We start from the raw sequence: 21,343 nt of genomic DNA on the forward strand, positions 1-21,343 counted from the left end.
CTGAACACCCGTAAGGGATAAAAGGCAGTCTGGGCGCGTGCTTGAGTGCAAAAAACCTTGTAATAAATTAATGTGATAATGATACTTGCATTTAGTTAAATTCAGGGGTTTAATTGCGCGCCTTTTTTTACTTTAGACAAGTATAAATTGAGTTAACTAATATGGCGGGGACTCGAAGGATAACTTCGATATCTGACACCCAAAAACGGTGTTGATGTTGCGGCTTATTTACCTGATAGGTGCGATAGTAAGTAACATTAATGTGTTGGCAGACAAAGCAGCTGCCGAATATGAATGTAAATAGACAGGTTGAGAGAATATGAGTAATTGGTCTATTAAAGATGCTTATGTTGGTTATAACGTTAATTACTGGAGCTCTGGGCTCTACGGCATAAGCGAGGCCGGTGAGGTGACGGTGTCCCCCGATCCTAATCATCCTGAGCACACTATAGGGTTAAATGAACTCGCTAAGGATATGGTGAAATCCGGCGTGGCCTTGCCTGTGTTGGTGCGCTTCCCGCAGATCCTGCATCACAGAGTCAACAGCCTGTGTAACGCCTTCAATCAGGCGATCACCCGTTACGACTATCAGTCAGACTATCTGCTTGTCTACCCCATCAAGGTGAACCAACAGCAAACTGTGGTCGAAGAGATCCTGGCGAGTCAGGTCTCTAAAGAGGTGCCACAGCTGGGTCTTGAGGCCGGCAGTAAGCCTGAGCTGATGGCGGTACTCGCCATGGCGCAGAAGGCCAGCTCGGTGATCATCTGTAACGGCTACAAAGATGTGGAATATATCCGTCTGGCGCTGATCGGCGAGAAGCTTGGCCATCAGGTCTATATCGTACTCGAGAAGCTGTCTGAGCTGAAAGTCGTCCTCGAAGAAGCCAAGAAACTGGGTGTGACTCCACGTCTGGGTCTGCGTGTGCGTCTGGCCTTCCAGGGTAAGGGCAAGTGGCAAGCCAGCGGCGGCGAGAAGTCTAAGTTTGGTCTGTCTGCGGCGCAGGTGCTGAACGTGATCAACTCACTGAAAGATGAAGACATGCTCGACAGCCTACAGCTGCTGCACTTCCACCTGGGATCGCAAATCGCCAACATCCGCGATATCCGTAGCGGCGTGAGCGAGGCGGGCCGTTTCTACTGTGAACTACAGAAGATGGGCGCCAACGTGAAATGTTTCGACGTGGGCGGTGGCCTGGCGGTGGACTATGACGGTACCCGTAGTCAGAGCAGCAACTCGATGAACTATGGCCTGACCGAATACGCCAACAACATTGTCAGCGTGCTGAACGACATGTGCCGCGAACACGATCAGCCTATGCCGCGTCTGATCTCTGAGTCTGGTCGTTACCTGACAGCTCACCACGCAGTGTTGATCACCGACGTGATTGGTACCGAGGCCTATAAGCCTGAAGATCTGCAAGCGCCGGATGAAGAAGCGCCGCAGCAACTCAAAAACATGTGGGATTCATGGGGTGAGGTGAGTGGCCGCGCCGATCAACGCGCCCTTATCGAGATCTACCATGATGTGCAGAGCGATCTGGCCGAGGTGCACTCGCTGTTTGCCCTGGGACAGATGAGCCTGTCTGACAGAGCCTGGGCAGAGCAGATGAACCTGCGTGTCTGTTACGAGCTGAAGGGTGTGATGAGCGGTAAGTATCGTTTCCACCGCCCGGTGATCGATGAGCTTAACGAGAAGCTGGCCGACAAGTTCTTCGTGAACTTCTCGCTGTTCCAATCGCTGCCAGATGCCTGGGGTATCGATCAGGTGTTCCCTGTGATGCCGCTAAGTGGTCTGGATAAGAAACCTGAGCGCCGCGCCGTGATGCTGGACATTACCTGTGATTCTGACGGCACTGTGGATCAGTACGTAGATGGTCAGGGTATCGAAACCACACTGCCGGTACCTGCGTGGAGCGCTGAGAGCCCATATCTTATCGGTTTCTTCCTGGTGGGTGCCTACCAGGAGATCCTCGGGGATATGCATAACCTGTTCGGCGATACTAACTCTGCCGTGGTGCGACTGGACGACGATGGCCTAGTGAATATCGAGTCGGTTCTGGCCGGTGATACGGTTGCCGATGTGCTGCGTTACGTTAACCTGGACGCCGTCTCTTTCATGCGTACCTATGAGGAGCTGGTGAACCTGCACATTCAGGAAGATGAGCGCGCCAATATTCTCGAAGAGTTGCAGATTGGACTGAAGGGCTACACCTATCTGGAAGATTTCTCCTGATTGGCAGGCTAGCCTGTTTCGCCTGGGATCTCGGCTAAGGCTGCCGGGATCCTGTTATACCAATCACGGCAAGTAAGTGATCAGAAATAGCACAGGAAAAACGGCCGAGAACAAGGCGAGATTTTTCGATAAGTAGTTATTCTACAATCAAAAATAGTAACGCCGTTATCGGACGTTTTAACAAGCTAGCATGACCAGTTATTTACCATGACCAGCTATTTATTAGGATTGGTATTAGACGATGAGGAGCGGGTCGATGTATTTTGAAGGGGCGGAGAAGCGCTTATCGCTGACGCTGGCGGCGGGTTGTCCGTCGCTTAGGGCGTTGGGCGATGCGTATTGGCGCCGCGCCCTGGCCAAGAGTGATACAGAGATCCTCTCAAAGCTGAGCAGTGAGCAGTGCGATGCTTACCTGCTCAGCGAATCTAGCCTGTTTGTCTGGCACGATAGTCTGGTGCTGATCACCTGTGGCAACACACGGCTAATCGAGACCGTACTTTCCCTGGTGGAGTCACTGGGTCGCGATCAGATTGCCAGCCTGAGTTATCAGCGTAAGAGCGAGATCTTACCCGCCTTACAGACTAGCCGCTTCGAAGAGGATATCGCCCGGCTTGGCACCATGCTAAGCGGCGCCGCCTACCGCATAGGCCATTTAGATGGTCATCACCATCATATTTTCTTCTCTGGCAGTAAGGTAAGGCTTAAACCCGCCCAGACGGTGCAGATGTACCATATTCGCGGTGAGCTGGCTGATTATCTGCTCAGCGATGGGCAAACGATTGCGGGGATAGCCAGCCGGCTTAATTTATCTCAGCTACTGAGCGGTTTTGATATTGATGCGCACCTGTTCTCGCCACTGGGTTATTCCCTCAACGCCATCAGGGGAGAAGATTATTTTACCTTGCACATAACCCCGCAAGAGACGAGCTCCTATGTGAGCCTGGAAACGAATTTGTCGCTCGGCGCAGGGCTTAACGGTATAGTAGGTAAGTTGTTAAACCGCTTAAATCCGGTAAGCTGGGACTTGGCAGGATATGAAGCCGAGACGTTAGCATACTGCGCCAAACAGTATAGCCTAGAGGCCCGGGGCGAACTTGCCTTGGCGGATGGCCAAGGCCTGTATGTAAAACACTATAAACAGCGCGATTGTGAGCAATTGCTGCCCGTTGCGTTGTGATCTTTACTTCTATAGATTTGGAGCAAATATGACCACTATTGCAGATAAGCCTGATTACTCGCTTTACTCAAATGCATTTGGTTATTTAAGACAGCCACTGGATTTTAAACCGCTCGAGAGCGATGCCGATGTGGTGGTAATAGGTTTGCCGTTTGATATGGCCACTACGGGTCGTTCTGGCGGCCGTATGGGTCCTGGCGCTATCCGTCAGGCGTCGGTCAATCTGGCCTGGGAAGAGTGCCGCTGGCCATGGGACTTTAAGTTGTCCGATCACCTGAAAATGGTCGATGCGGGCGATCTGGTGTTCGATTGCGGTGATGCAGCCGATTTCACCCAACGTGTCGAAGACTTCGCGACGGCCGTGCTCGACTCTGGCAAGGCGCTAATGAGCTTTGGTGGCGATCACTTCGTGACCCTGCCGCTGCTGCGTGCTCACTACAAGAAGCATGGCAAGATGGCACTGCTGCATTTCGATGCGCACACAGACACCTATAGCCAGGGCAGCAAGTATGACCACGGCACCATGTTCTTCCACGCGCCAAATGAGGGCATCATCGATGCTTCTCACTCAGTGCAGGTGGGGATCCGTACCGAATATGACAAGCCAAGCCATCTGTTCAAGGTGATCGATGCGGCCGCCGCTAACGAGATGACTGCCGATGAGATAGTGGCTCAGATTAAAGATCGTGTCGGTGATATGCCATTGTATGTCACCTTCGACATCGACTGTCTGGATCCAGCCTTCGCACCGGGCACAGGCACGCCTGTATGTGGCGGTCTCACCAGCGACAAGGCGATGAAGATCATTCGCGGCCTGCGCGGCATGAATGTTGTCGGTATGGATGTGGTCGAAGTGGCGCCAGCCTACGACAGCGCCGAGATCACCGCACTGGCCGGGGCCACCTTAGGCCTTGAGATGCTACACGTTTGGGCCTGCGCCCATAAGAAGTAAGCAATACGGGACAGGGTAAGGAAGCAGATGTCGAACTTAAGTGATATTAGACGAGAATACACCCTGGGCGGGCTGCACCGAGAGGAGCTGCCCGACAACCCCATGGTGCTGTTTGAGAAATGGATAGAGCAGATTAGGGATTCGGAGATCCTGCCGGATCCCACGGCCATGTCGGTGGCAACCGTCGATGCCGAGGGGCAGCCGTTTCAGCGTATCGTGCTCTTAAAACGTTTCGATGACAACGGCTTTGTGTTTTTCACTAACCTGGCCAGTCGCAAGGCGGAGCAGATAGCCCACAACAACAAGGTGAGTCTGCTGTTTCCCTGGCACGCCCTGGAGCGTCAGGTGGCGGTGACGGGTGTGGCGGAGCAGCTCTCGACCACTGAGGTGCTTAAGTACTTCGTGACGCGGCCCAAAGAGAGTCAGATCGCCGCCTGGGTGTCGAAGCAATCGAGCAAGATCTCGGCGCGCCAAGCGCTGGAGAGCAAGTTTGCCGAGATGAAGGCCAAGTTCAGTCAGGGTGAGGTGCCGCTGCCTAAGTTTTGGGGCGGTTACCGGGTGCGTCCTAGTAGCATAGAGTTCTGGCAAGGCGGCGAATATCGCCTGCACGACCGCTTCCTCTACAGCCGTAAAGATTCAAGTCTTAGCTGGGATATCGACCGTCTGGCGCCTTAAGCGTTCCGATAATAGCGATAAAAAAACCACCGCAATGCGGTGGTTTTTTTGTCTTCGGCGGCCGTTACCATTTCTTCTTTGGCTGGAACAGCACGTCGATATCATCTTCGTCGCTCTTCTGCTGCGGCGCGTTAGGCTGCGCCATCTTTTGGGCGCCCATGATCTCATCGAGTAGCAACTTGGCTTCATCCACCTTCTTGGCGATAAAGGGATCGTTAGGGGTCAGGCCCTTGATGGTGTGCAGGGTCGCCAATGCCTTAGTGACCATCTGCTTGGCGGAGCCATATTGCTTCATGAAGCAGGCACTGCGAGCGCGCGACAGCATAGAATCTACATTGATTCTGAGTTGCAGGCTGTCCACACGAGCCTCTTCCTGGGCAAAGATATTGGGATCGACCTTGCCCTTGTTGTGCTCGGCGCGCAGGATGGCCTTGAGTTTTTTCAGTACCTTAACCAGATCCAGGATCTGCTTGTCGGTATCGGGCAGGCGAAAGCTTTCGATGGCAGGTGTCTGTTTCTGGGCGTTTTGTAGGTTTTCGACCTGGCCGGTAAGGTCGGTGAGACGACGCTGATAATCCGCCGTCTGTGGTCCACCAAGGCTGACAGATTGGCTTAAGGCTTCTTGCACTCTTCTGTAGAGGATCAATACCAGATTAGTCGAGCAGGGAAACATTCCGGTGCAAGAGAGCACGTTCTCGGTTTCGTCGATGATGGCTCTTTGTCTGGCTAATTCTGTTCTTCGCTCGGCCTCGGCACGTTCTTTTTGTTGTTGGATGACATTGATGCCAATAACCAATAGCAGCAATGCACCGATGAGGATCAGAACCAAAGTAAATATCATAGATCTACCAATTTTTATGCAATTCCATTAATGCTACTATAAATCAACACGCTAGCATAGTTATCTTAGACTAGCTTTCTCTTTATGTCGTGTGATTCATCTCACCTCTATGCTATATTCCCCTTTGATTTAATTTTTCGCCTGTACTATAACTAATTCTTATACTAACTCTTATGTTAGGGTACCGATTTCAGGCCGTGGCTCCCTTTGAGACACTGACCTTTGCAAAGGAAAGACGATGAAGCTGCAACAACTCAGATACATTGCCGAAGTGGTAAATCACAACCTTAACGTGTCGGCGACCGCTGAGAACCTCTACACCTCTCAGCCTGGGATCAGTAAACAGGTGCGTATGCTCGAAGATGAGCTGGGCATTCAGATCTTTGGCCGTAGCGGTAAGCATCTGACTCATGTGACGCCGGCCGGTCAGCAGGTGATCAATATCGCCAACGACATTTTGGGCAAGGTCGAGAGCATCAAGAAGGTTGCCGAGGAGTATACCAAGCCGGATCAGGGTGAGCTGAATATTGCCACCACAGATACCCAGGCGCGATATGCCTTGCCGGGGATCATCCGTGCCTTTATCGATCGCTACCCTAAGGTGAATCTACACATGCACCAGGGCACACCTTCGCAGATCAGCGAGTTGGCGGCAAGGGGCGATGCGGACTTTGCCATAGCCACCGAGGGGATGCACCTCTATACAGATCTCATCATGCTGCCTTGCTACCACTGGAATCGTTCTATCGTGGTGACAAAAGATCATCCGCTGGCTTCGCGCACTCAGATAAGCATCGAAGACTTAGGCCGTTTCCCGCTGGTGACCTATGTGTTTGGTTTCGATAGGGAGTCTGAAATTGAGAAGGCCTTTAACCGCGCCGGTATCGACCCGAGAGTGGTGTTTACCGCGACCAGCGCCGATGTGCTCAAGACCTATGTCAGATTGGGCCTAGGGGTTGGGGTGATCGCCTCCATGGCGGTGGACCCTGTGATAGATAAAGACTTGGTGGCCATAGATGCCAGCCATCTGTTTGCCCACAGCACCACTAAGATAGGCTTCAGGAAGGGCAATTTCCTGCGTAATTATATGTATGAGTTTATTGAGCATTTTGCGCCGCACCTGACCAAGGATATTGTCGAGAAGGCGGTAGCACTGAGGGACCCTCAGCTGATTGAAAACCTGTTTGCGGATGTGGAGCTGCCGATCCGTTAAGGCGAGCGTTTGAACTTAGCTTAAAATAGGCTGATGTGTAGCCATAAAAAACTCGCCCTAGGGCGAGTTTTTTATGCTTTATATAAAGTCGATTAACACTCGACTATGTTCACCGCCAAGCCGCCCTTGGCTGTTTCCTTATACTTGCTGCGCATATCCTTGCCGGTATCCATCATGGTCTTGATCACCTTATCCAGAGAGACCTTATGGTTACCGTCGCCGCGCATTGCCAGACGTGAGGCGTTGATCGCCTTGACCGCGCCCATGGCGTTACGCTCGATGCAAGGCACCTGCACCAGGCCGCCAACAGGGTCACAGGTCAGCCCCAGGTTGTGCTCCATGCCGATCTCTGCAGCATTCTCCACATGTTCTACCGTGCCGCCCATGATCTCGGTGAGCGCGGCGGCGGCCATAGAGCAGGCCACACCGACTTCACCCTGGCAGCCCACTTCCGCTCCTGAGATAGAGGCGTTCTTCTTGTAGAGAATGCCGATGGCGGCTGCGGTCAGCAGGTACTGACAGCAGATATCCAGATCTACCTCTTGAACGAAGGTGTCGTAGTAGCAGAGTACGGCAGGGATGATGCCGGCGGCGCCGTTAGTTGGCGCAGTCACCACGCGATCGCCGGCGGCATTTTGCTCGTTCACTGCCAGGGCGAACAGATCGACCCAGTCCATGGCGGTGAGCGGATCGACCACTGTCTTGCTCTCGGCTTTGAGGCGACGATAAAGCGCCGGGGCGCGGCGTCTGAGTTTCAGCCCGCCCGGGAGTATGCCTTCCTTCTGATAGCCACGCTCGACGCAGCTCTTCATGGTCTGCCATATAGTCCACAGACGCTCCTTTACCTCTTTCTCGCTGGCGATAGAGAGTTCGTTCTCCATCATCAGCGCAGAGATGCTCAGGCCATTCTCGACACACATATCCAGCAGTTCGGCGGCGCTGTTAAAGTCATAGGGCGCGGCTTCGATAGGGGAGGCAGGCGAGGCATCCTGAGCCAGGATCTCATCTTCATCTAAGATGAAGCCGCCACCGACAGAGTAATAGGTACGCTGATAGATGCAGTTACCCTTGTCATAGGCGTAGAGGGTCATGGCGTTGGCGTGGGCAGGCAGACTCTTGCGTCTGTGGTAGGTGATGCCATCTTCACGGCTGAAGCGAACCACCTTGTTGTTTGGCATTGTTAAGCTTTGTGTGTCATGAACCTGTGCCAGGGTGGCATCGATCTTGTCGGTATCAACTGTTTCAGGGGCTTCGCCCATCAGGCCTAAGATCACGGCCTTACCCGTGCCGTGGCCCTTACCGGTTTGGCCGAGTGAGCCAAACAGCTCAGATCTCAGCTCATCTGTTTCTGCTAGATGACCATGTTTTTCTAAATCTTGAATGAAGATATTACCCGCTTTCATCGGGCCTACGGTATGGGAGCTTGAGGGCCCGATACCAATTTTAAACATGTCAAAAACGCTAATCATTATAAAACCCTGTTGTAATCATTATTTTCGTTATTCAATCTCAGTGATTTTAGGCCAATTTAATTATTCATGCCTGAAGGGGCGTTAATGTCGCCCCGTTGTGCTAACCTTGCGAGCACATTAAGATTGTCAATTATTAAGTATCCCATACTTTAGTCGCAGCTTTCGCATTAGTTTTTTTTAAGAGTGAGTTTCGCATTAGGCATACTATTGCTAATCGCAGAGGGCTGAGGAAAGCTGCTCGAAGGTTTGTGGTTTTATCAATTGTATACAAAAGCTTAGACAACATTGCCTTGCTAAGTATTTGTTAATCATCGGCGTCGATAAAACTGATTTAACAGTTTTTCTAGGGGGAGTTGTGAGTTATTTAATGATGGATTTGTTATCCACCGAGATGAATGCGCAGGAGCAAGCGCAGTTGATGCATCCCATGGTCGGCGGGCTGATATTGTTTTCCCGCAACTATCAAGATCGTGACCAGCTCTGCGCCTTGGTGGCCTCGGTGCGTGCCCTGAGACCCGATCTGCTCATCGCCGTGGATCATGAAGGCGGGCGGGTACAAAGATTTATCGACGGCTTTAGTAAGATCCCCGCCATGGGCGACATATTGCCAGCGGCGAAGCAAGACCTTCAATTAGCCAAGGGCTGGGCGAGGGAGCTTGGTTTTCTCATGGCCGTTGAATTGCTGGCCTGTGATATCGACTTAAGTTTTGCCCCTGTGCTGGATCTGAACGGCATCAGTCAGGTGATTGGCACCCGCGCCTTTAGCGATAAGCCCGATGAGGTGATTGCCCTGGCGGATGCCTTTATTCAAGGGATGCAGGATGCAGGCATGGCCGCCGTGGGTAAACATTTCCCCGGTCATGGCAGCGTGGCGGCGGATTCCCATATTGCCAAGCCGGTGGATGAGCGTAGCGAAGCTGAGATCCGCGCCCTGGACATGATGCCGTTTGCGCATCTCATGGGGGCGAAGCGATTACAAGGGGTGATGCCAGCCCACGTGATCTATCCTAGGGTCGACCCCAATCCCGCGGGTTTTTCCTCCTATTGGCTTAAGCAGGTGCTGCGTGATGAGCTCAAGTTTGATGGGGTGATCTTCTCGGACGACCTTGGCATGAAGGGGGCTGGCGTGGTGGGTGGCTACCCAGAGCGGGCCAGCGCCGCCATTAAGGCGGGCTGTGACATGATCTTGCTGTGTAATGACAGTCAGGGCGTCAGCGAGCTGTTAACCTCGTTTGAGTGGCCTGAGCAAGGTCCACAGGTGTCGGCTCGTAAACTGCTGGCCAACAGACCTCAGGTTGCCAAGGCGCTGGAGGATGAATCTCGTTATCTGGCGGCAAGAAGGATAGCAGAGCAGATCTGTATGGGCTAAATTTGATGTAGCGCAACAACAGCCTATGATGAGTTAGCTAAAGTTAATATTCACATACAGTTAGCAGGTAACAGGATGATCCTCTATTTCCACGGTTTTGACGCTACCAGTCCAGGTAATCATGAAAAAATGCGCCAGCTGCAGTTCGTCGACCCCGACGTACGGCTGATCAGCTACAGCACGCTTCACCCTAAGTACGATATGCAGTATCTGCTCAACGAGGTGAGTCGTCAGCTAACCCAGAGTGACGATCCCGCGCCTCTGGCGATAGGTGTCGGCCTCGGCGGCTATTGGGCCGAGCGGATAGGTTTTCTCAATGGTCTTAAGACAGTGATGATCAATCCCAATCTGCATCCGGAAGACAATATGCTCGGCAAGATAGACAGACCGGAAGAGTATGCCGATATCGCCAGCAAGTGTGTTAGTCAGTTTAGGGAGAAGCATAAGGGGCGCGGCATGTGTATCTTGTCTCGCCAGGATGAGGTGCATGACAATCAGGCGGTGGCCAGCACCTTAGCGCCTTTCTATCCCATCGTCTGGGACGAGGAGCAGCGCCATAAGTTTCCCTCGCTGGCCGCGCATCTCGCCGAGATAAAGGCCTTTAAAGAGCAGCAGTAATGCGATTCGAACCTAACAAGGAGCCAACTGGCTCCTTTTTTATGTGCAGATACTAGATGTGCAGATACTAGTGACGGCAAAGCGGCCCGACACTGTGGTCTGATAAAGCGACCTGATTCGTATTTCTGCACCAAAAAAGTTTGGCTGTGCGAGCGGGTTTGACTCGGGAATGAGATTAATGAAAAGCCTTGCTGCTTTGGATAGAAGCCTCGCTGGCCGACAGGAGGCGATTAGGGCGTTTTTCTGCAGTGTATTGATCGCCATTTTTCAGGGGCTTATGGTGAGTAAGCGATAAAAAGTGGTCGAATATCCTGAATTTAGGTCGAAGCTGAGCGTAAGTGGTTAACAATTTTTGTTATTCAAATCTAGCATAGCTTATCCCTTTTATGATACAAAGTGATACATATTGCTACATGATGGTCTTACAGACCTTTTCCCAGTTTGCGTATGTCGCCCGATGCAGCTAACCACTTTATTAGTTAGCTGTTTTTTTTGTCTATTTTTTGCCCATCCCCCAAGTTTAGGTTATCTTCAAAGGGTTAGATCGATAAGAAGAACGAGGCGCAGATGAAGCGGGTATTATTGACAATATCGGGAAAGGTTCAGGGCGTGTGTTTCAGGCGATACAGTCAGCTGAAAGCCAATGAATTGGGGCTGACGGGGTATGCCAAAAACCTGGAAGACGGCAGGGTGCTGATTTTATTGCAGGGAGGCGGCTTAGCTGTCGATCGTTTCATCGCCTGGAGTGAGCAGGGTTCGCCTCAGTCTGTGGTCGATAACGTGCTGGTGGAGGAAGACGAGGCAGATGAGATCTACCTCGATTTTTCTGTCTATTAGCTATCTGTTTTCTAACTAGCTATTAGCTAGCTATTTAGTTTAGTTCTGCGGGACCACGTTTGGCTGGCTCACCTCGAGGGTGCGCTCGCCGGGCTGTTCCATCTTTCTGATCTGTAAGATCATTCCCATATTAGGGTGATCGAAATAATGGATTTCGTCACTCTTCACACGCTTATTCTGCGTCATATAGATGTTGTACAGATAAGGCACCTGGTTCATTACCGTCTCATCCTCAAGCTGTGGCTGCGCTTTACTGCCAGCCCTGTGCAGGGTTAACGCCGTTTCCACATAGAGGTAATGGTTCAGATAGATGTTGAGCGTACCATCCAGCGCCCAGATAGGGGCCGTTTGTTTTTCTTCGAAATTCAGATCGAAGTTAAACTGCGGAATGCCGCTGGTATCACTTTGGGGCGCCGCGTTCACCGCGTAGCCATCCTCATTGAAGCGATCTGAGAAATCTTCACCGGCATAGAGACGCACGGGTTTCGCCTGATGACGGGGCAGCATAGATTGTTGCCATGTCATATGCAGCAGGCTCTTGTGTCCGGCTTCGCGCTTTAAGGTGGTAATCATCTCGCCAAACTGCGACTGGGAGTCGGCCAATAAGACAGTGCCGGCCCCTAAGGTTGCATATTGCGGGGTTGGCGCGCCTATGGTGCTTGGGATCTGGCTAGGGTGAGTCACCTGCGCCTGTTGCAGCTGCCTGTCGCAATCTTCTGGCGTTTCCAGCCACTGCTGTGCGCTGCAGCCCTCGAGGCCCAGGCTGGCACCGGTAATATCCGTGGCAAACAGCGGCGAGATCATGTCTATCGGTTGACGCGTGTGACGATTGCCTGGGCTTGCCAAGGTTTCTTCCAATTGACTTCCCTGACGCTCAAACAGGTAAACTTCCACCTCAAACCAACGCTCGTTATCTGCCCAGGCGGCGCCGGATAGTGAGGCAAGGGTGGTCACCAATAAAAGACTCTTTTTAAACACGCGGTTCTCCAAGGCGATGTTGCATGAGTTGAGAGATGATCAGGGATAACAGGGCTAACCTATCCTTGTCTGTCTCTGTCGGCATCAAGAATTTTAACTTACTTGGGCCGTCCATACGATAATTTTGTGGCTGACTCTGTAATAGTCCGATGATAAAGCCAGGATCTACACAGTGATCGTTATTAAATTCCAGGCTGCCGCCCTTGGCGTGCATCTCTATCTTGGCGATGCCGAGCGCCGTTGCCTGGTGCTTAAACAGGGAGACTTCCATCAGGTTCTTCGTGGCCTGAGGCAGGAGGCCGAAGCGATCGATCAGCTCGACCTTTAACTCGTCCAATGCCTGGGCGGTGGCGCAGTTGGCGATACGTTTATAGAGCGACAGGCGGATGTTGACATCGCCCACATAATCTTCCGGTAGCAGGGCAGGGATCCGCAGGTCAATCTCACATTGACCCCTTAGCATCTGATCCAGCGAAGGCTCCTTGCCCTCCTTGAGGGACTTCACCGCATCTTCCAGCATCTCCATGTAGAGGGTAAAACCTATTTTAGAGATATGACCGCTCTGCTCATCGCCCAGGAGCTCACCCGCGCCGCGGATCTCGAGATCTTGAGTCGCCAGCATGAAGCCGGCACCAAGATCTTCCAGCGTGCCAATGGCCTCCAGACGCTTGATGGCATCCTTGGTCATGCGTTTAGGATGGGGCGTCATCAGATAGGCATAGGCCTGATGATGTGAGCGTCCCACGCGGCCCCTGAGCTGATGCAGCTGAGCTAGGCCGAAGTTATCGGCTCGCTCTATGATGATGGTGTTGGCACTGGGCACATCGATGCCAGTTTCTATGATGGTGGTGCACACCAGCACATTGTATTTCTGGTGATAGAAGTCAGACATCACCTTTTCAAGGTCGCGTTCTCTCATTTGACCATGGGCGGTGACAACTCGCGCCTCGGGCAGTAGCGCCTCAATCTCACGGGCGCGCTTCTCTATGGTCTCGACACTGTTGTGGAGAAAATAGACCTGGCCGCCCCTTAAGATCTCACGCAGCAGCGCCTCGCGTACCGTGGCATCATCATATTCGCGCACGAAGGTCTTAACCGCCAGGCGCTTGGCCGGCGGCGTAGCTATGATGGAGAGGTCGCGCATGCCAGACATCGACATGTTGAGGGTACGCGGGATTGGGGTTGCCGTCAGGGTCAAAATATCAATATTGGCGCGCAGGGCCTTGATCTTCTCCTTCTGACGCACGCCGAACCTGTGCTCCTCGTCGATGATAAGCAGGCCTAAGTTTTCAAACTTGGCCTCAGACTGGAGTAGCTTATGGGTACCGATAACGATATCCACCTGGCCAAGCTCCAGCTGCTTGAGCACCGCCTGTTGCTCCTTGGCGGTCTTAAAGCGTGACATCACCTCTATCTTGATGGGCCAGTCGGCAAACCTGTCTTTGAAGTTTTCATAGTGCTGCTGAGCCAGTAGCGTGGTGGGCACCAAGATGGCCACCTGCTTGCCGTCGTTGACCGCCACGAAGGCGGCGCGCATCGCCACCTCAGTCTTACCGAAGCCGACGTCGCCACACACCAGACGATCCATCGAGATGGGGCTGCACATGTCGGTGAGCACGGCGTCGATGGCGGTCTCCTGATCTACCGTCTCTTCGAAGGGGAAACTGCCGGCAAACTGGGCGTACTCTTCGCGATCTAATCGGCAGGCCTCGCCGGGGCGGGCCTGACGGCGGGCGTAGACATCTAACAGTTCGGCGGCCACGTCGCGGATCTTCTCGATCGCCTTGCGTTTGGCTTTGGTCCAACTCTCGTTGCCCAGCTTGTTGAGCTGTGGCGCATCATCGGCGCCGACACTGTACTGGCTAATGAGGTTGAGGGAGGCGACAGGCACATAGAGCTTGTCACCGCCGGCGTATTCCAGTTTTAGATACTCGGCGACCAGGCCGCCCGTGTCCAGGGTTTCCAGCCCTTGATAGAGGGCGACGCCGTGATCCAGATGGACTATGGGTTGACCGACTTTGAGCTCGGCCAGATCCTTGATGAGTGCATCCTGGCTTACCTGACGCTGTTTATCGCGACGGCGTTGCTGGGCGATGCGCTGACCAAACAGCTCGGTTTCACACACCAGTGCCCAGCTAGGGCCCTTCTTGGGGTGATAGATGGCGCCTTGAGACAGCGGCGCGACGATCAAGCCAAAGGGCTGAGGCTTATGGCTGAAGCTCTCCAGATGATCCAGCAGCGCAGGTTTAATCTCTATCTTGGCCAGTAGTTCCAGCAGCGCCTCGCGGCGGCCTTCCGATTCGACGCAGAATAAAATTGGCGTGCCGCCATCGGCAAATTCTTTAAGGCTGATAAGTGGCTGCTTCAGCTTATGGTTGGCGGCGATGTTAGGCAGTGCCTCGAGCTGCGCCACAACGCTGGTGCCTGTGGCCTCATCGCCCTTGACCAAGAAGCGCGGCAGCTGCTTAAAGGCCTCGAAGACCTGTTCGGTCAGCAGGTAGAGATCCTTTGGCGGTAGCAGTGGCCTCAGGGGATCGACCCGGCGGTTCTCATAGCGCTGGTTGATCTCCTGCAGGTGGTGTTTGGCAGCATTCTCAAGATCGCCCACCTGCACCAATTGGCACTCGCCGGGCAGATAGTCGAACAGGCTCGCCGTCTCATCGAAGAAGAGGGGCAGGTAACTCTCGATCCCGGCGGGCATCACCTTGCGGCTCACCATCTGATAGATGGACTCCGGCTCCTTGACCACTACCTCAAACTGGCGGCGGTAACGTTGGCGAAACCCTTCGATGGCGGCGTCATTGGTCGGGAATTCCTTGGCCGGCAGCAGGCGAATCGATTCAATCTCGCCGCTGGAGCGTTGGGTTTCCGGGTCAAATTCGCGGATCGATTCGACCTCATCATCGAACAGCTCGATGCGATAGGGGCTCTGGGCGCCCATGGGGAAGAGATCTATGATAGAGCCGCGCACGGCAAACTCGCCATGCTCATATACCTGCTCCACGTGATGATAGCCGGTATTGACCAGCTGGCTGCGCACCGCTTCCAGGGGATAATTGTCGCCCTTGCTGAGCAGCAAGACGTTGCCGGTTAAGAATGATTGCGGCGGCAACTTCACCATCAGGGTGCTCATGGGCACAATCACCAGGCTATGGCCGGCGCTTGGGATCCGCGATAGGGTCTCAAGCCGTTGAGATACCAGATCCTGATGGGGTGAGAAGCTGTCGTAGGGCAAGGTCTCCCGGTCGGGGAACAGCATCACGGGGATCGATTTTGGTGCTAACAGGTAGCCTAGCTCTGCCTCTAGCCTGAGCGCGCTGGGCGTGTCTGGCGTCACCACTAAGGTCATGCCGCTATACTGCTCGCACAGCTTAGCCAGGCTGATCGCCTGGGCGGCGCCGGTTAACTGGCTAAGGGTTTGGGGCGACTTAACCCCTTTGACTTTAGGTGGTGTGAGGATGGAAAAAGCAATCATGAAAACAGACTAAGGCCAACAATCGACAATGATGCGGCCATTGTAGAGACTTAGCCCCGTCAGTGCCAGTGAAAACTAACTCGGGTCTTGTTGCTGTTTTTTGCGTTGTTGTAATTGTTTTTGTTGAATATTCAGGCTGGCTTTGACCAGTTGCTCGACATCCTCATCGAGAATTTGAATAAAGCTGAGTTCGCAGTCGAAACCACCTTCAGAGGCTTCATCGTCACAGCGGGTGCACTCCCCAATGCAGAGGATGGCGATAAGCGCCTCCCTGATATGCAGTGTGATGCGGTAGCGCTCGCCGGGCACCAATTTTGTGGGGCTTAGGAGATGTATGCCGCTACCGCCAAAATGCAGGCCGCTGCAGCGCTCGCCCTCGTGGGGCTGCTGCTCGAGTACATGCTGCAGCACCAGGTCTATCTTGCGAGACTGTAACTTGAGGTAATCCACCACGGTGCGGGCCTCATCATCAAGGTGCCTGAGCTGGAGTAGACAGTCGGCTTCCATCGCCTTGACTTGGCTGATGAGCTGCATGCCGAGCGGTAGCATACCTCTTAGCTCATAGTCGTTGGGCAGCGGCTGCTCCTTAGGCCAGGGCGATAGGTAAGCGGCGAACCCATGCGCGACGCTAAAATAGGAGTTTGATTGGCTGTTCAACGGATTGCCTCTTGTTTTTAAGGTGCTATTCCCCCTATTATCGTGCCCATCTTAATGATTTATCAAGGCTCTGACGCAAAGAGACCCTGCCAAAAATGAATTTAGCGTTATCTTGGACCATAGGTTATCGGTACTGGCGAGCACGTAAGGCCAATCCATTTGCCTCATTTATTACCCTGTTTGCCGTGTCGGGTATCTTGCTCGGGGTTGCGGCCCTGATCATCGTCAGTTCTGTGATGAATGGTCTCGAGGGACAGCTCAAGCAGCGCATTCTTGGCGCTGTGCCACAGCTGACGGTGCACAGCGAGCAACACCTTGGCAACTGGCAAGATGTCGCCAATACCTTAATCGATGGTAAGCAGATCCTGGCGATGAGCCCGAGCGTGGCCACCCAGGCCATGTTACAGGCGCCGAGCAACATCAGCGCAGTGCAGGTGTATGGTATCTATCCCGAGCTTGAAAAAGACAATCTGGCCCGTCTGAACCGTCACTTCAACGGCTCCCTCGACAGCTTAGAGGCGGGCAAATACCGCATCATCATTGGCGCCGAGTTGGCGCGTCGTCTGGATGTTAAGCCCGGCGATAAGATACGTGTACTCAGTGGCGATGGGGTGGTTTATTCGCCGCTGGGGCCTGTGCCGAGTCAGCGTAAGTTTATCGTAGCCGGCGTCTTCGAGATGGGCTCCCAGGTCGATGCAAGCCTTGCCTATATACACCATGAAGATGCGCTGCGCCTGATGCGCAAGTCCCCCAATGAGATCAAGTCGCTGCGTCTTTATCTGGCCGATCCCTTCAAGGCGAGCAAGCTGGCACCTAAGGTTAAAGCCGCGTTTGAGGCAGCGGGCGACAGCGTGACCACCAGTGATTGGCGCGAAAACTATGGTCATCTCTTCTCTGCGGTAAAGATGGAGAAGAACATGATGTCGTTGATGCTCAGCCTTATCATCGCCGTAGCCGCCTTTAACATAGTCTCGGCGCTGGTGATGATGGTGGTGGATAAGACCACAGACGTTGCCGTGCTCAAGACCCAAGGCCTGACCACGGGGAGCATCATGGGGATCTTCATGATCCAGGGCTCGCTTAACGCCGTCTTAGGCTTGGTGGGCGGCCTGGCTATTGGCGTGCTGGCCACATTGAACATCAATACACTCTTCTCAATGCTCGGCATTCATGTACTGGGGGCGGGGCAACGCCTGCCGGTGCAACTCGAGTGGGGGCAGTTGTCCCTCATCGTGGTCGGCACCCTGGCAATTACATTTTTGGCGACCGTTTATCCCGCGCTGCGGGCGGCAAGCGTGCAACCAGCCACAGCTTTAAGGTACGAATGATCTATGACCCAACAGGAAAAATCTTTGTTACTTCAAGTCAATAACGTTAGCAAGCGCTATCACGAAGGCAGCATAGACACCCAGGTGCTCAGCGGTGTTAACCTCAGTATCGCCAAGGGCGAACAGGTGGCTATCGTTGGCAGTTCGGGATCGGGTAAGAGTACCTTGCTGCATATCATGGGCACGCTGGACAAACCCAGTAGCGGTCAGGTGATGTTCGATGGGGAAGATCTCTACCAGCTTTCCCCCTCGCGTCAGGCAGCGATCCGCAACCAGGAGCTGGGATTTATCTATCAGTTCCATCATCTGTTGCCCGAGTTTACTGCCCTTGAGAATGTGGCCATGCCTGGGCTAATTCAAAAGCGCCCGCGTCAGGAAGTCGAGCAGGAGGCCAAAGAGCTGCTCAGTCGTGTGGGTCTTGGCCACCGGCTACATCATACACCGGCCGAGATGTCGGGTGGTGAACGCCAGCGTACGGCGATAGCCAGGGCGCTGATCAATCGCCCGAAACTGGTGTTGGCCGACGAGCCTACCGGAAACCTGGACGCCGCCAGCGGCGATACCGTCTATGAGCTTATCCGTGAGCTGGGCAGCCAGCTGGGTACCGCCTTTGTGGTGGTGACCCATGATCCTAAGCTGGCCGCGCGCATGGACAGACAACTTAAGATGCAAGATGGACAGTTAAGCGCCTGGGAGATGGCATGAGAGAGAGACTCGCCTTCTGGGTAGGCTGGCGCTTTTACATGGCGCGTCAGTCCAATCGTTTTATCAGTTTCATCTCTTTTGCCTCGACGGCGGGTATCGCCCTTGGGGTGGCCGTGCTGATCACAGTACTGTCGGCCATGAACGGCTTTGAGCAGGAGCTTGAGCAGCGTCTGCTGGGGGTCGTGCCCCATGGAGAGTTGACCGGGGTGAATGAGCCGCTTCATGATTGGCCCCAGATAGCCGAGGATGCCAAGAAGATCCCAGGCATTCTGGCCAGCGCACCCTTTGTGCGCATTCAGGGGCTGATTCAGAAGCCCGGTGGCTTTCAAGGGCTCACGGTTATCGGCATCACGCCAGCGCTAGAAGCCAAGGTGTCAAACATAGATGACTTTATGCCAGAACCTGCCTGGCAGGCACTGGCCAGCAAAGAAAACAATATTGTCCTGGGTAAGGGACTGGCCGATGCGCTGGGGCTGTCGCTGGGTAACACCCTGAGCCTCTACACGCCAAACCTTGCCAGTCAGTCAACGGGACGCGGCCTTGGCTCGGCCAAGAGTCATCAGTTTAAGGTGGCGGGAATTTTTGCACTTGGCGGCGAGCTGGATCTGACCACTGCCTACATCTCGCTGGATTATGGCGCCGAGCTCTTGGGGCTGGGGGACGGCGTGAGCGGGATCCGTATCAAGGTAGATGATGTCTTTGCCGCGCCGCAGCTGATCCGCACCTTGGGCTACAGCCAGTCGCAATATATGTACCTTTCCGATTGGACCCGCACGCAAGGCCACCTTTATCAGGATATTCAGCTGGTGCGCGCCGTGATGTATCTGGTGCTGGCGCTGGTGATCGCGGTGGCCTGTTTCAATATCGTCTCGACATTAGTGATGGCGGTACGTGACAAGCAGTCGGAGATCGCCATCTTGCTGACCATGGGGATGGCCAAGGCCACCATTATGGGGATCTTCGTGGTGCAGGGTGCGCTAAATGGCCTGTTGGGTTGCTTGATTGGTGCGGGGCTGGGGATCACCCTTGCGCTGAACCTCAGTGCTATCGCCAGCAGTATTGAGCAGCTGTTTGGCGTGCAGCTCTTATCGGCCGATGTTTATTTCATCGACTTCTTACCCTCACAGCTTAACCTGCTGGATGTGGCGCTGGTGGTGTCTCTGGCCTTGCTGATGAGCCTATTGGCCACCCTCTATCCCGCCTGGAAGGCAAGTCGTATCCATCCCGCCGAGGCGTTGGCCGGGCGATAAGACTAGGTCGTAAATTAAGATGGGTCTTTAGCGACTTTCCCGGTAGGCGCGTTTTTGTTGATACATCCGCTTGTCGGCATCTGAGAGCAACTCTTTGATGTCGGCATTCTGACCATCATAGATTGCATAGCCTATGCTGAGTGAGGGCGTCAGTTGTTGTGACTGCCAGCTAAAGGGCTGGGATTCTATCGCCTGGGTGATATGCGCCATGATCTCCTCGATTTCCTGCATTTCGGTGAGCTCATAGAGCAAGATCAGAAACTCATCGCCGCCAAATCGGGCGACCGAGCCCTTAATACCAACCTCTGTCACAAGACGATTGGCGATATATTTTAGCAGCTCATCGCCCGCTTCATGCCCCAGCTCGTCGTTAACCCCTTTAAAGTCGTTGAGATCTATGTTGAGCAGGGTAAAAGGGGGCTGATTTGGTTTGTTCATCAGACGGTCGAGTTCGTTGATGATGAAGCGCCGATTAGGTAGGTGGGTCAACTCATCGTGCAGCGCCGCCCTGTGGGTGTGCTGATAGTTGCGAAACAGGAGTAGCATCAGCATATACAAGGTAAAGGCCGCAATCGTGCCGATACCGCCTATGCCCAGGCGCAGCTGGCCGATGCGTTCGAGATTCTCGATATGAAACCTTGCTGCCATATTCCAGGTGGCGCTGGGCAACTTGATGGGGTAGATAACATCGGCATTGTCGAAGATGCTGGCATCACCGTAGAAAACCTGTTCGGGTTCGTTGGCGGTGATCTGTTTCTTGATGGCGATATCGCCGCCCTGAAATTGGGTGATCCCTGTGTCATGGAGTAATTGGTTATAGTTCATCACTACGCTCACCCCGCCCCAGTATTGGGTGTTTTTGGGGTAGTCGGCGAAGATAGGGTAGCGTGCGATGAGGCCCAATCCACCTTGGACCAGATTTACCGGGCCGGCGATATACACCGACTGCTGCTCCTTGGCCAGAAGCACTGTCTTTAGCTGGTTTGGCTGGGTGCGAAAATCGAATCCAACTGCCGCTTCGTTGCCTTTGAGGGGATAGACTAAGGAGATTACATTGTTCGGCGCGATGGCGACGTTGCGCACGTACTGCGCCTTGTCGAGCAACTTAGCGGCGATCACATGCCAGTTTTTCATGGCAAATTCGGGATCTATGGTCACCACTGTGGCCAGGCTATCGGCCAGATAGGTGTCTTTGTAGATGGTGGCCTCGAAGTTAAAGCGGATCAGCGCCAGGTTCTTGCGCAGGTTTTCCTCTTCTTGCTGGATCTCATTGTCGACAAAGTATTTTGTTAGCGCACTGATGGTGATCACTGAGGCGAGCAGAAACAAGCAGGAGAGCATTGCGAAGATCGCAACATGTTTTCTATTTGAATATAAGTGCATGGCCTTCCTGCATTTTTTGTGATTATTCTAACGAGCGACTTCATCCAAGGCATGTCATTCAGATAGATACAAAGCATCAACTTTGTGATCAATTTGTTTATTCTATCTTAAGTTTCTCTTAGATGCGAAGTGGCAATTGCAGCAGCTCATGCTGCAGCTAGCCTAATGTGCAGTGTTATC

General features: G+C 53.5%; 17 protein-coding genes. 11 read left to right on the forward strand and 6 right to left on the reverse strand.

From position 1 onward, the window contains the following. Window positions 1-319 precede the first annotated feature (319 nt). From speA to pdxH, 4 genes are all read left to right on the forward strand, one after another. Window positions 320-2,233, forward strand: coding sequence for a biosynthetic arginine decarboxylase (gene speA / locus K0I31_RS08400; RefSeq protein ID WP_011865418.1), 1,914 nt, complete (start codon window positions 320-322; stop codon window positions 2,231-2,233). Window positions 2,234-2,489: 256 nt separating this feature from the next. Beyond that, on the forward strand, window positions 2,490-3,410 hold the full coding sequence (locus tag K0I31_RS08405; RefSeq protein ID WP_011865419.1) for an adenosylmethionine decarboxylase: 921 nt from the start codon (window positions 2,490-2,492) through the stop codon (window positions 3,408-3,410). A 28-nt stretch (window positions 3,411-3,438) separates the two neighbouring features. Next, window positions 3,439-4,362 carry an agmatinase gene (gene speB, locus K0I31_RS08410; protein WP_011865420.1) on the forward strand — a complete coding sequence of 308 codons (924 nt, stop codon included), beginning with the start codon at window positions 3,439-3,441 and terminating at the stop codon, window positions 4,360-4,362. Between the two features lie 27 nt (window positions 4,363-4,389). After that, window positions 4,390-5,037, forward strand: coding sequence for a pyridoxamine 5'-phosphate oxidase (gene pdxH, locus K0I31_RS08415; RefSeq protein WP_220080524.1), 648 nt, complete (start codon window positions 4,390-4,392; stop codon window positions 5,035-5,037). A gap of 64 nt (window positions 5,038-5,101) precedes the next feature. Here pdxH and K0I31_RS08420 read toward each other — a convergent pair whose 3' ends face one another. Then, the gene (locus tag K0I31_RS08420) at window positions 5,102-5,878 is read right to left on the reverse strand and encodes a hypothetical protein (protein ID WP_011865422.1); all 777 of its coding nucleotides are present in this window, start codon (window positions 5,876-5,878) and stop codon (window positions 5,102-5,104) included. 238 nt (window positions 5,879-6,116) lie between these two features. On the opposite strand from K0I31_RS08420, the gene cysB reads away from it, so the two are divergent. Further along, complete coding sequence (gene cysB / locus K0I31_RS08425) at window positions 6,117-7,091, forward strand: HTH-type transcriptional regulator CysB (RefSeq protein WP_011865423.1); 975 nt, start codon at window positions 6,117-6,119, stop codon at window positions 7,089-7,091. A 92-nt stretch (window positions 7,092-7,183) separates the two neighbouring features. Here cysB and K0I31_RS08430 read toward each other — a convergent pair whose 3' ends face one another. Beyond that, window positions 7,184-8,560 (reverse strand): L-serine ammonia-lyase, encoded by a 1,377-nt coding sequence (locus K0I31_RS08430; protein WP_220080525.1) that lies wholly within the window; start codon window positions 8,558-8,560, stop codon window positions 7,184-7,186. Between the two features lie 358 nt (window positions 8,561-8,918). Between K0I31_RS08430 and nagZ the strand changes: the two genes are divergently transcribed. The 3 genes from nagZ to K0I31_RS08445 all read left to right on the forward strand — a co-directional run bounded on the left by nagZ (window position 8,919) and on the right by K0I31_RS08445 (window position 11,387). Next, complete coding sequence (nagZ, locus tag K0I31_RS08435) at window positions 8,919-9,932, forward strand: beta-N-acetylhexosaminidase (protein ID WP_220080526.1); 1,014 nt, start codon at window positions 8,919-8,921, stop codon at window positions 9,930-9,932. 75 nt (window positions 9,933-10,007) lie between these two features. Next, entirely contained in the window at window positions 10,008-10,550 is a 543-nt protein-coding gene (gene ycfP, locus K0I31_RS08440; RefSeq protein WP_220044933.1) for an alpha/beta hydrolase YcfP, read from the forward strand. 567 nt (window positions 10,551-11,117) lie between these two features. After that, window positions 11,118-11,387, forward strand: a complete 270-nt coding sequence (locus tag K0I31_RS08445; protein WP_011865427.1) for an acylphosphatase — start codon at window positions 11,118-11,120, stop codon at window positions 11,385-11,387. A 39-nt stretch (window positions 11,388-11,426) separates the two neighbouring features. Here the strand turns inward: K0I31_RS08445 and K0I31_RS08450 are convergent, their stop codons facing one another. From K0I31_RS08450 to K0I31_RS08460, 3 genes are all read right to left on the reverse strand, one after another. Then, window positions 11,427-12,365 (reverse strand): peptidoglycan binding protein CsiV, encoded by a 939-nt coding sequence (locus K0I31_RS08450; protein WP_220080527.1) that lies wholly within the window; start codon window positions 12,363-12,365, stop codon window positions 11,427-11,429. Beyond that, on the reverse strand, window positions 12,358-15,840 hold the full coding sequence (gene mfd / locus K0I31_RS08455; RefSeq protein WP_220080528.1) for a transcription-repair coupling factor: 3,483 nt from the start codon (window positions 15,838-15,840) through the stop codon (window positions 12,358-12,360). The genes K0I31_RS08450 and mfd overlap by 8 nt, the downstream gene beginning before the upstream one ends. A 75-nt stretch (window positions 15,841-15,915) precedes the next feature. After that, a complete protein-coding gene (locus K0I31_RS08460) occupies window positions 15,916-16,497 on the reverse strand; it encodes a hypothetical protein (RefSeq protein ID WP_220080529.1) in 582 nt (193 codons plus the stop codon). A gap of 95 nt (window positions 16,498-16,592) precedes the next feature. On the opposite strand from K0I31_RS08460, the gene K0I31_RS08465 reads away from it, so the two are divergent. From K0I31_RS08465 to lolE, 3 genes are read left to right on the forward strand one after another with little or no spacing between them, the layout of a single operon-like run. Next, a complete protein-coding gene (locus tag K0I31_RS08465) occupies window positions 16,593-17,825 on the forward strand; it encodes a lipoprotein-releasing ABC transporter permease subunit (RefSeq protein WP_220080530.1) in 1,233 nt (410 codons plus the stop codon). Window positions 17,826-17,828: 3 nt separating this feature from the next. Next, window positions 17,829-18,530 (forward strand): lipoprotein-releasing ABC transporter ATP-binding protein LolD, encoded by a 702-nt coding sequence (gene lolD / locus K0I31_RS08470; protein ID WP_220080531.1) that lies wholly within the window; start codon window positions 17,829-17,831, stop codon window positions 18,528-18,530. Then, window positions 18,527-19,780: a lipoprotein-releasing ABC transporter permease subunit LolE gene (gene lolE / locus K0I31_RS08475; protein WP_220080532.1), complete on the forward strand. Its 1,254-nt coding sequence runs from the start codon at window positions 18,527-18,529 to the stop codon at window positions 19,778-19,780. The genes lolD and lolE overlap by 4 nt, the downstream gene beginning before the upstream one ends. A 27-nt stretch (window positions 19,781-19,807) precedes the next feature. Here lolE and K0I31_RS08480 read toward each other — a convergent pair whose 3' ends face one another. After that, entirely contained in the window at window positions 19,808-21,121 is a 1,314-nt protein-coding gene (locus K0I31_RS08480) for a diguanylate cyclase domain-containing protein (protein ID WP_220080533.1), read from the reverse strand. Window positions 21,122-21,343 lie beyond the last annotated feature (222 nt).

It is taken from the genome of Shewanella spartinae, from assembly GCF_019457555.1.
GTDB lineage: Bacteria > Pseudomonadota > Gammaproteobacteria > Enterobacterales > Shewanellaceae > Shewanella > Shewanella loihica.

Excerpts from the sequence above, each read along its gene's own strand:
- K0I31_RS08465 (WP_220080530.1), top strand. The coding sequence starts at position 16,593 with ATGAATTTAGCGTTATCTTGGACCATAGGTTATCGGTACTGGCGAGCA.
- mfd (WP_220080528.1), bottom strand. The coding sequence starts at position 15,840 with ATGATTGCTTTTTCCATCCTCACACCACCTAAAGTCAAAGGGGTTAAG.
- K0I31_RS08480 (WP_220080533.1), bottom strand. The coding sequence starts at position 21,121 with ATGCTCTCCTGCTTGTTTCTGCTCGCCTCAGTGATCACCATCAGTGCG.
- ycfP (WP_220044933.1), top strand. The coding sequence starts at position 10,008 with ATGATCCTCTATTTCCACGGTTTTGACGCTACCAGTCCAGGTAATCAT.
- K0I31_RS08430 (WP_220080525.1), bottom strand. The coding sequence starts at position 8,560 with ATGATTAGCGTTTTTGACATGTTTAAAATTGGTATCGGGCCCTCAAGC.
- pdxH (WP_220080524.1), top strand. The coding sequence starts at position 4,390 with ATGTCGAACTTAAGTGATATTAGACGAGAATACACCCTGGGCGGGCTG.
- lolD (WP_220080531.1), top strand. The coding sequence starts at position 17,829 with ATGACCCAACAGGAAAAATCTTTGTTACTTCAAGTCAATAACGTTAGC.
- speB (WP_011865420.1), top strand. The coding sequence starts at position 3,439 with ATGACCACTATTGCAGATAAGCCTGATTACTCGCTTTACTCAAATGCA.
- K0I31_RS08445 (WP_011865427.1), top strand. The coding sequence starts at position 11,118 with ATGAAGCGGGTATTATTGACAATATCGGGAAAGGTTCAGGGCGTGTGT.
- K0I31_RS08420 (WP_011865422.1), bottom strand. The coding sequence starts at position 5,878 with ATGATATTTACTTTGGTTCTGATCCTCATCGGTGCATTGCTGCTATTG.
- cysB (WP_011865423.1), top strand. The coding sequence starts at position 6,117 with ATGAAGCTGCAACAACTCAGATACATTGCCGAAGTGGTAAATCACAAC.
- speA (WP_011865418.1), top strand. The coding sequence starts at position 320 with ATGAGTAATTGGTCTATTAAAGATGCTTATGTTGGTTATAACGTTAAT.
- K0I31_RS08405 (WP_011865419.1), top strand. The coding sequence starts at position 2,490 with ATGTATTTTGAAGGGGCGGAGAAGCGCTTATCGCTGACGCTGGCGGCG.
- lolE (WP_220080532.1), top strand. The coding sequence starts at position 18,527 with ATGAGAGAGAGACTCGCCTTCTGGGTAGGCTGGCGCTTTTACATGGCG.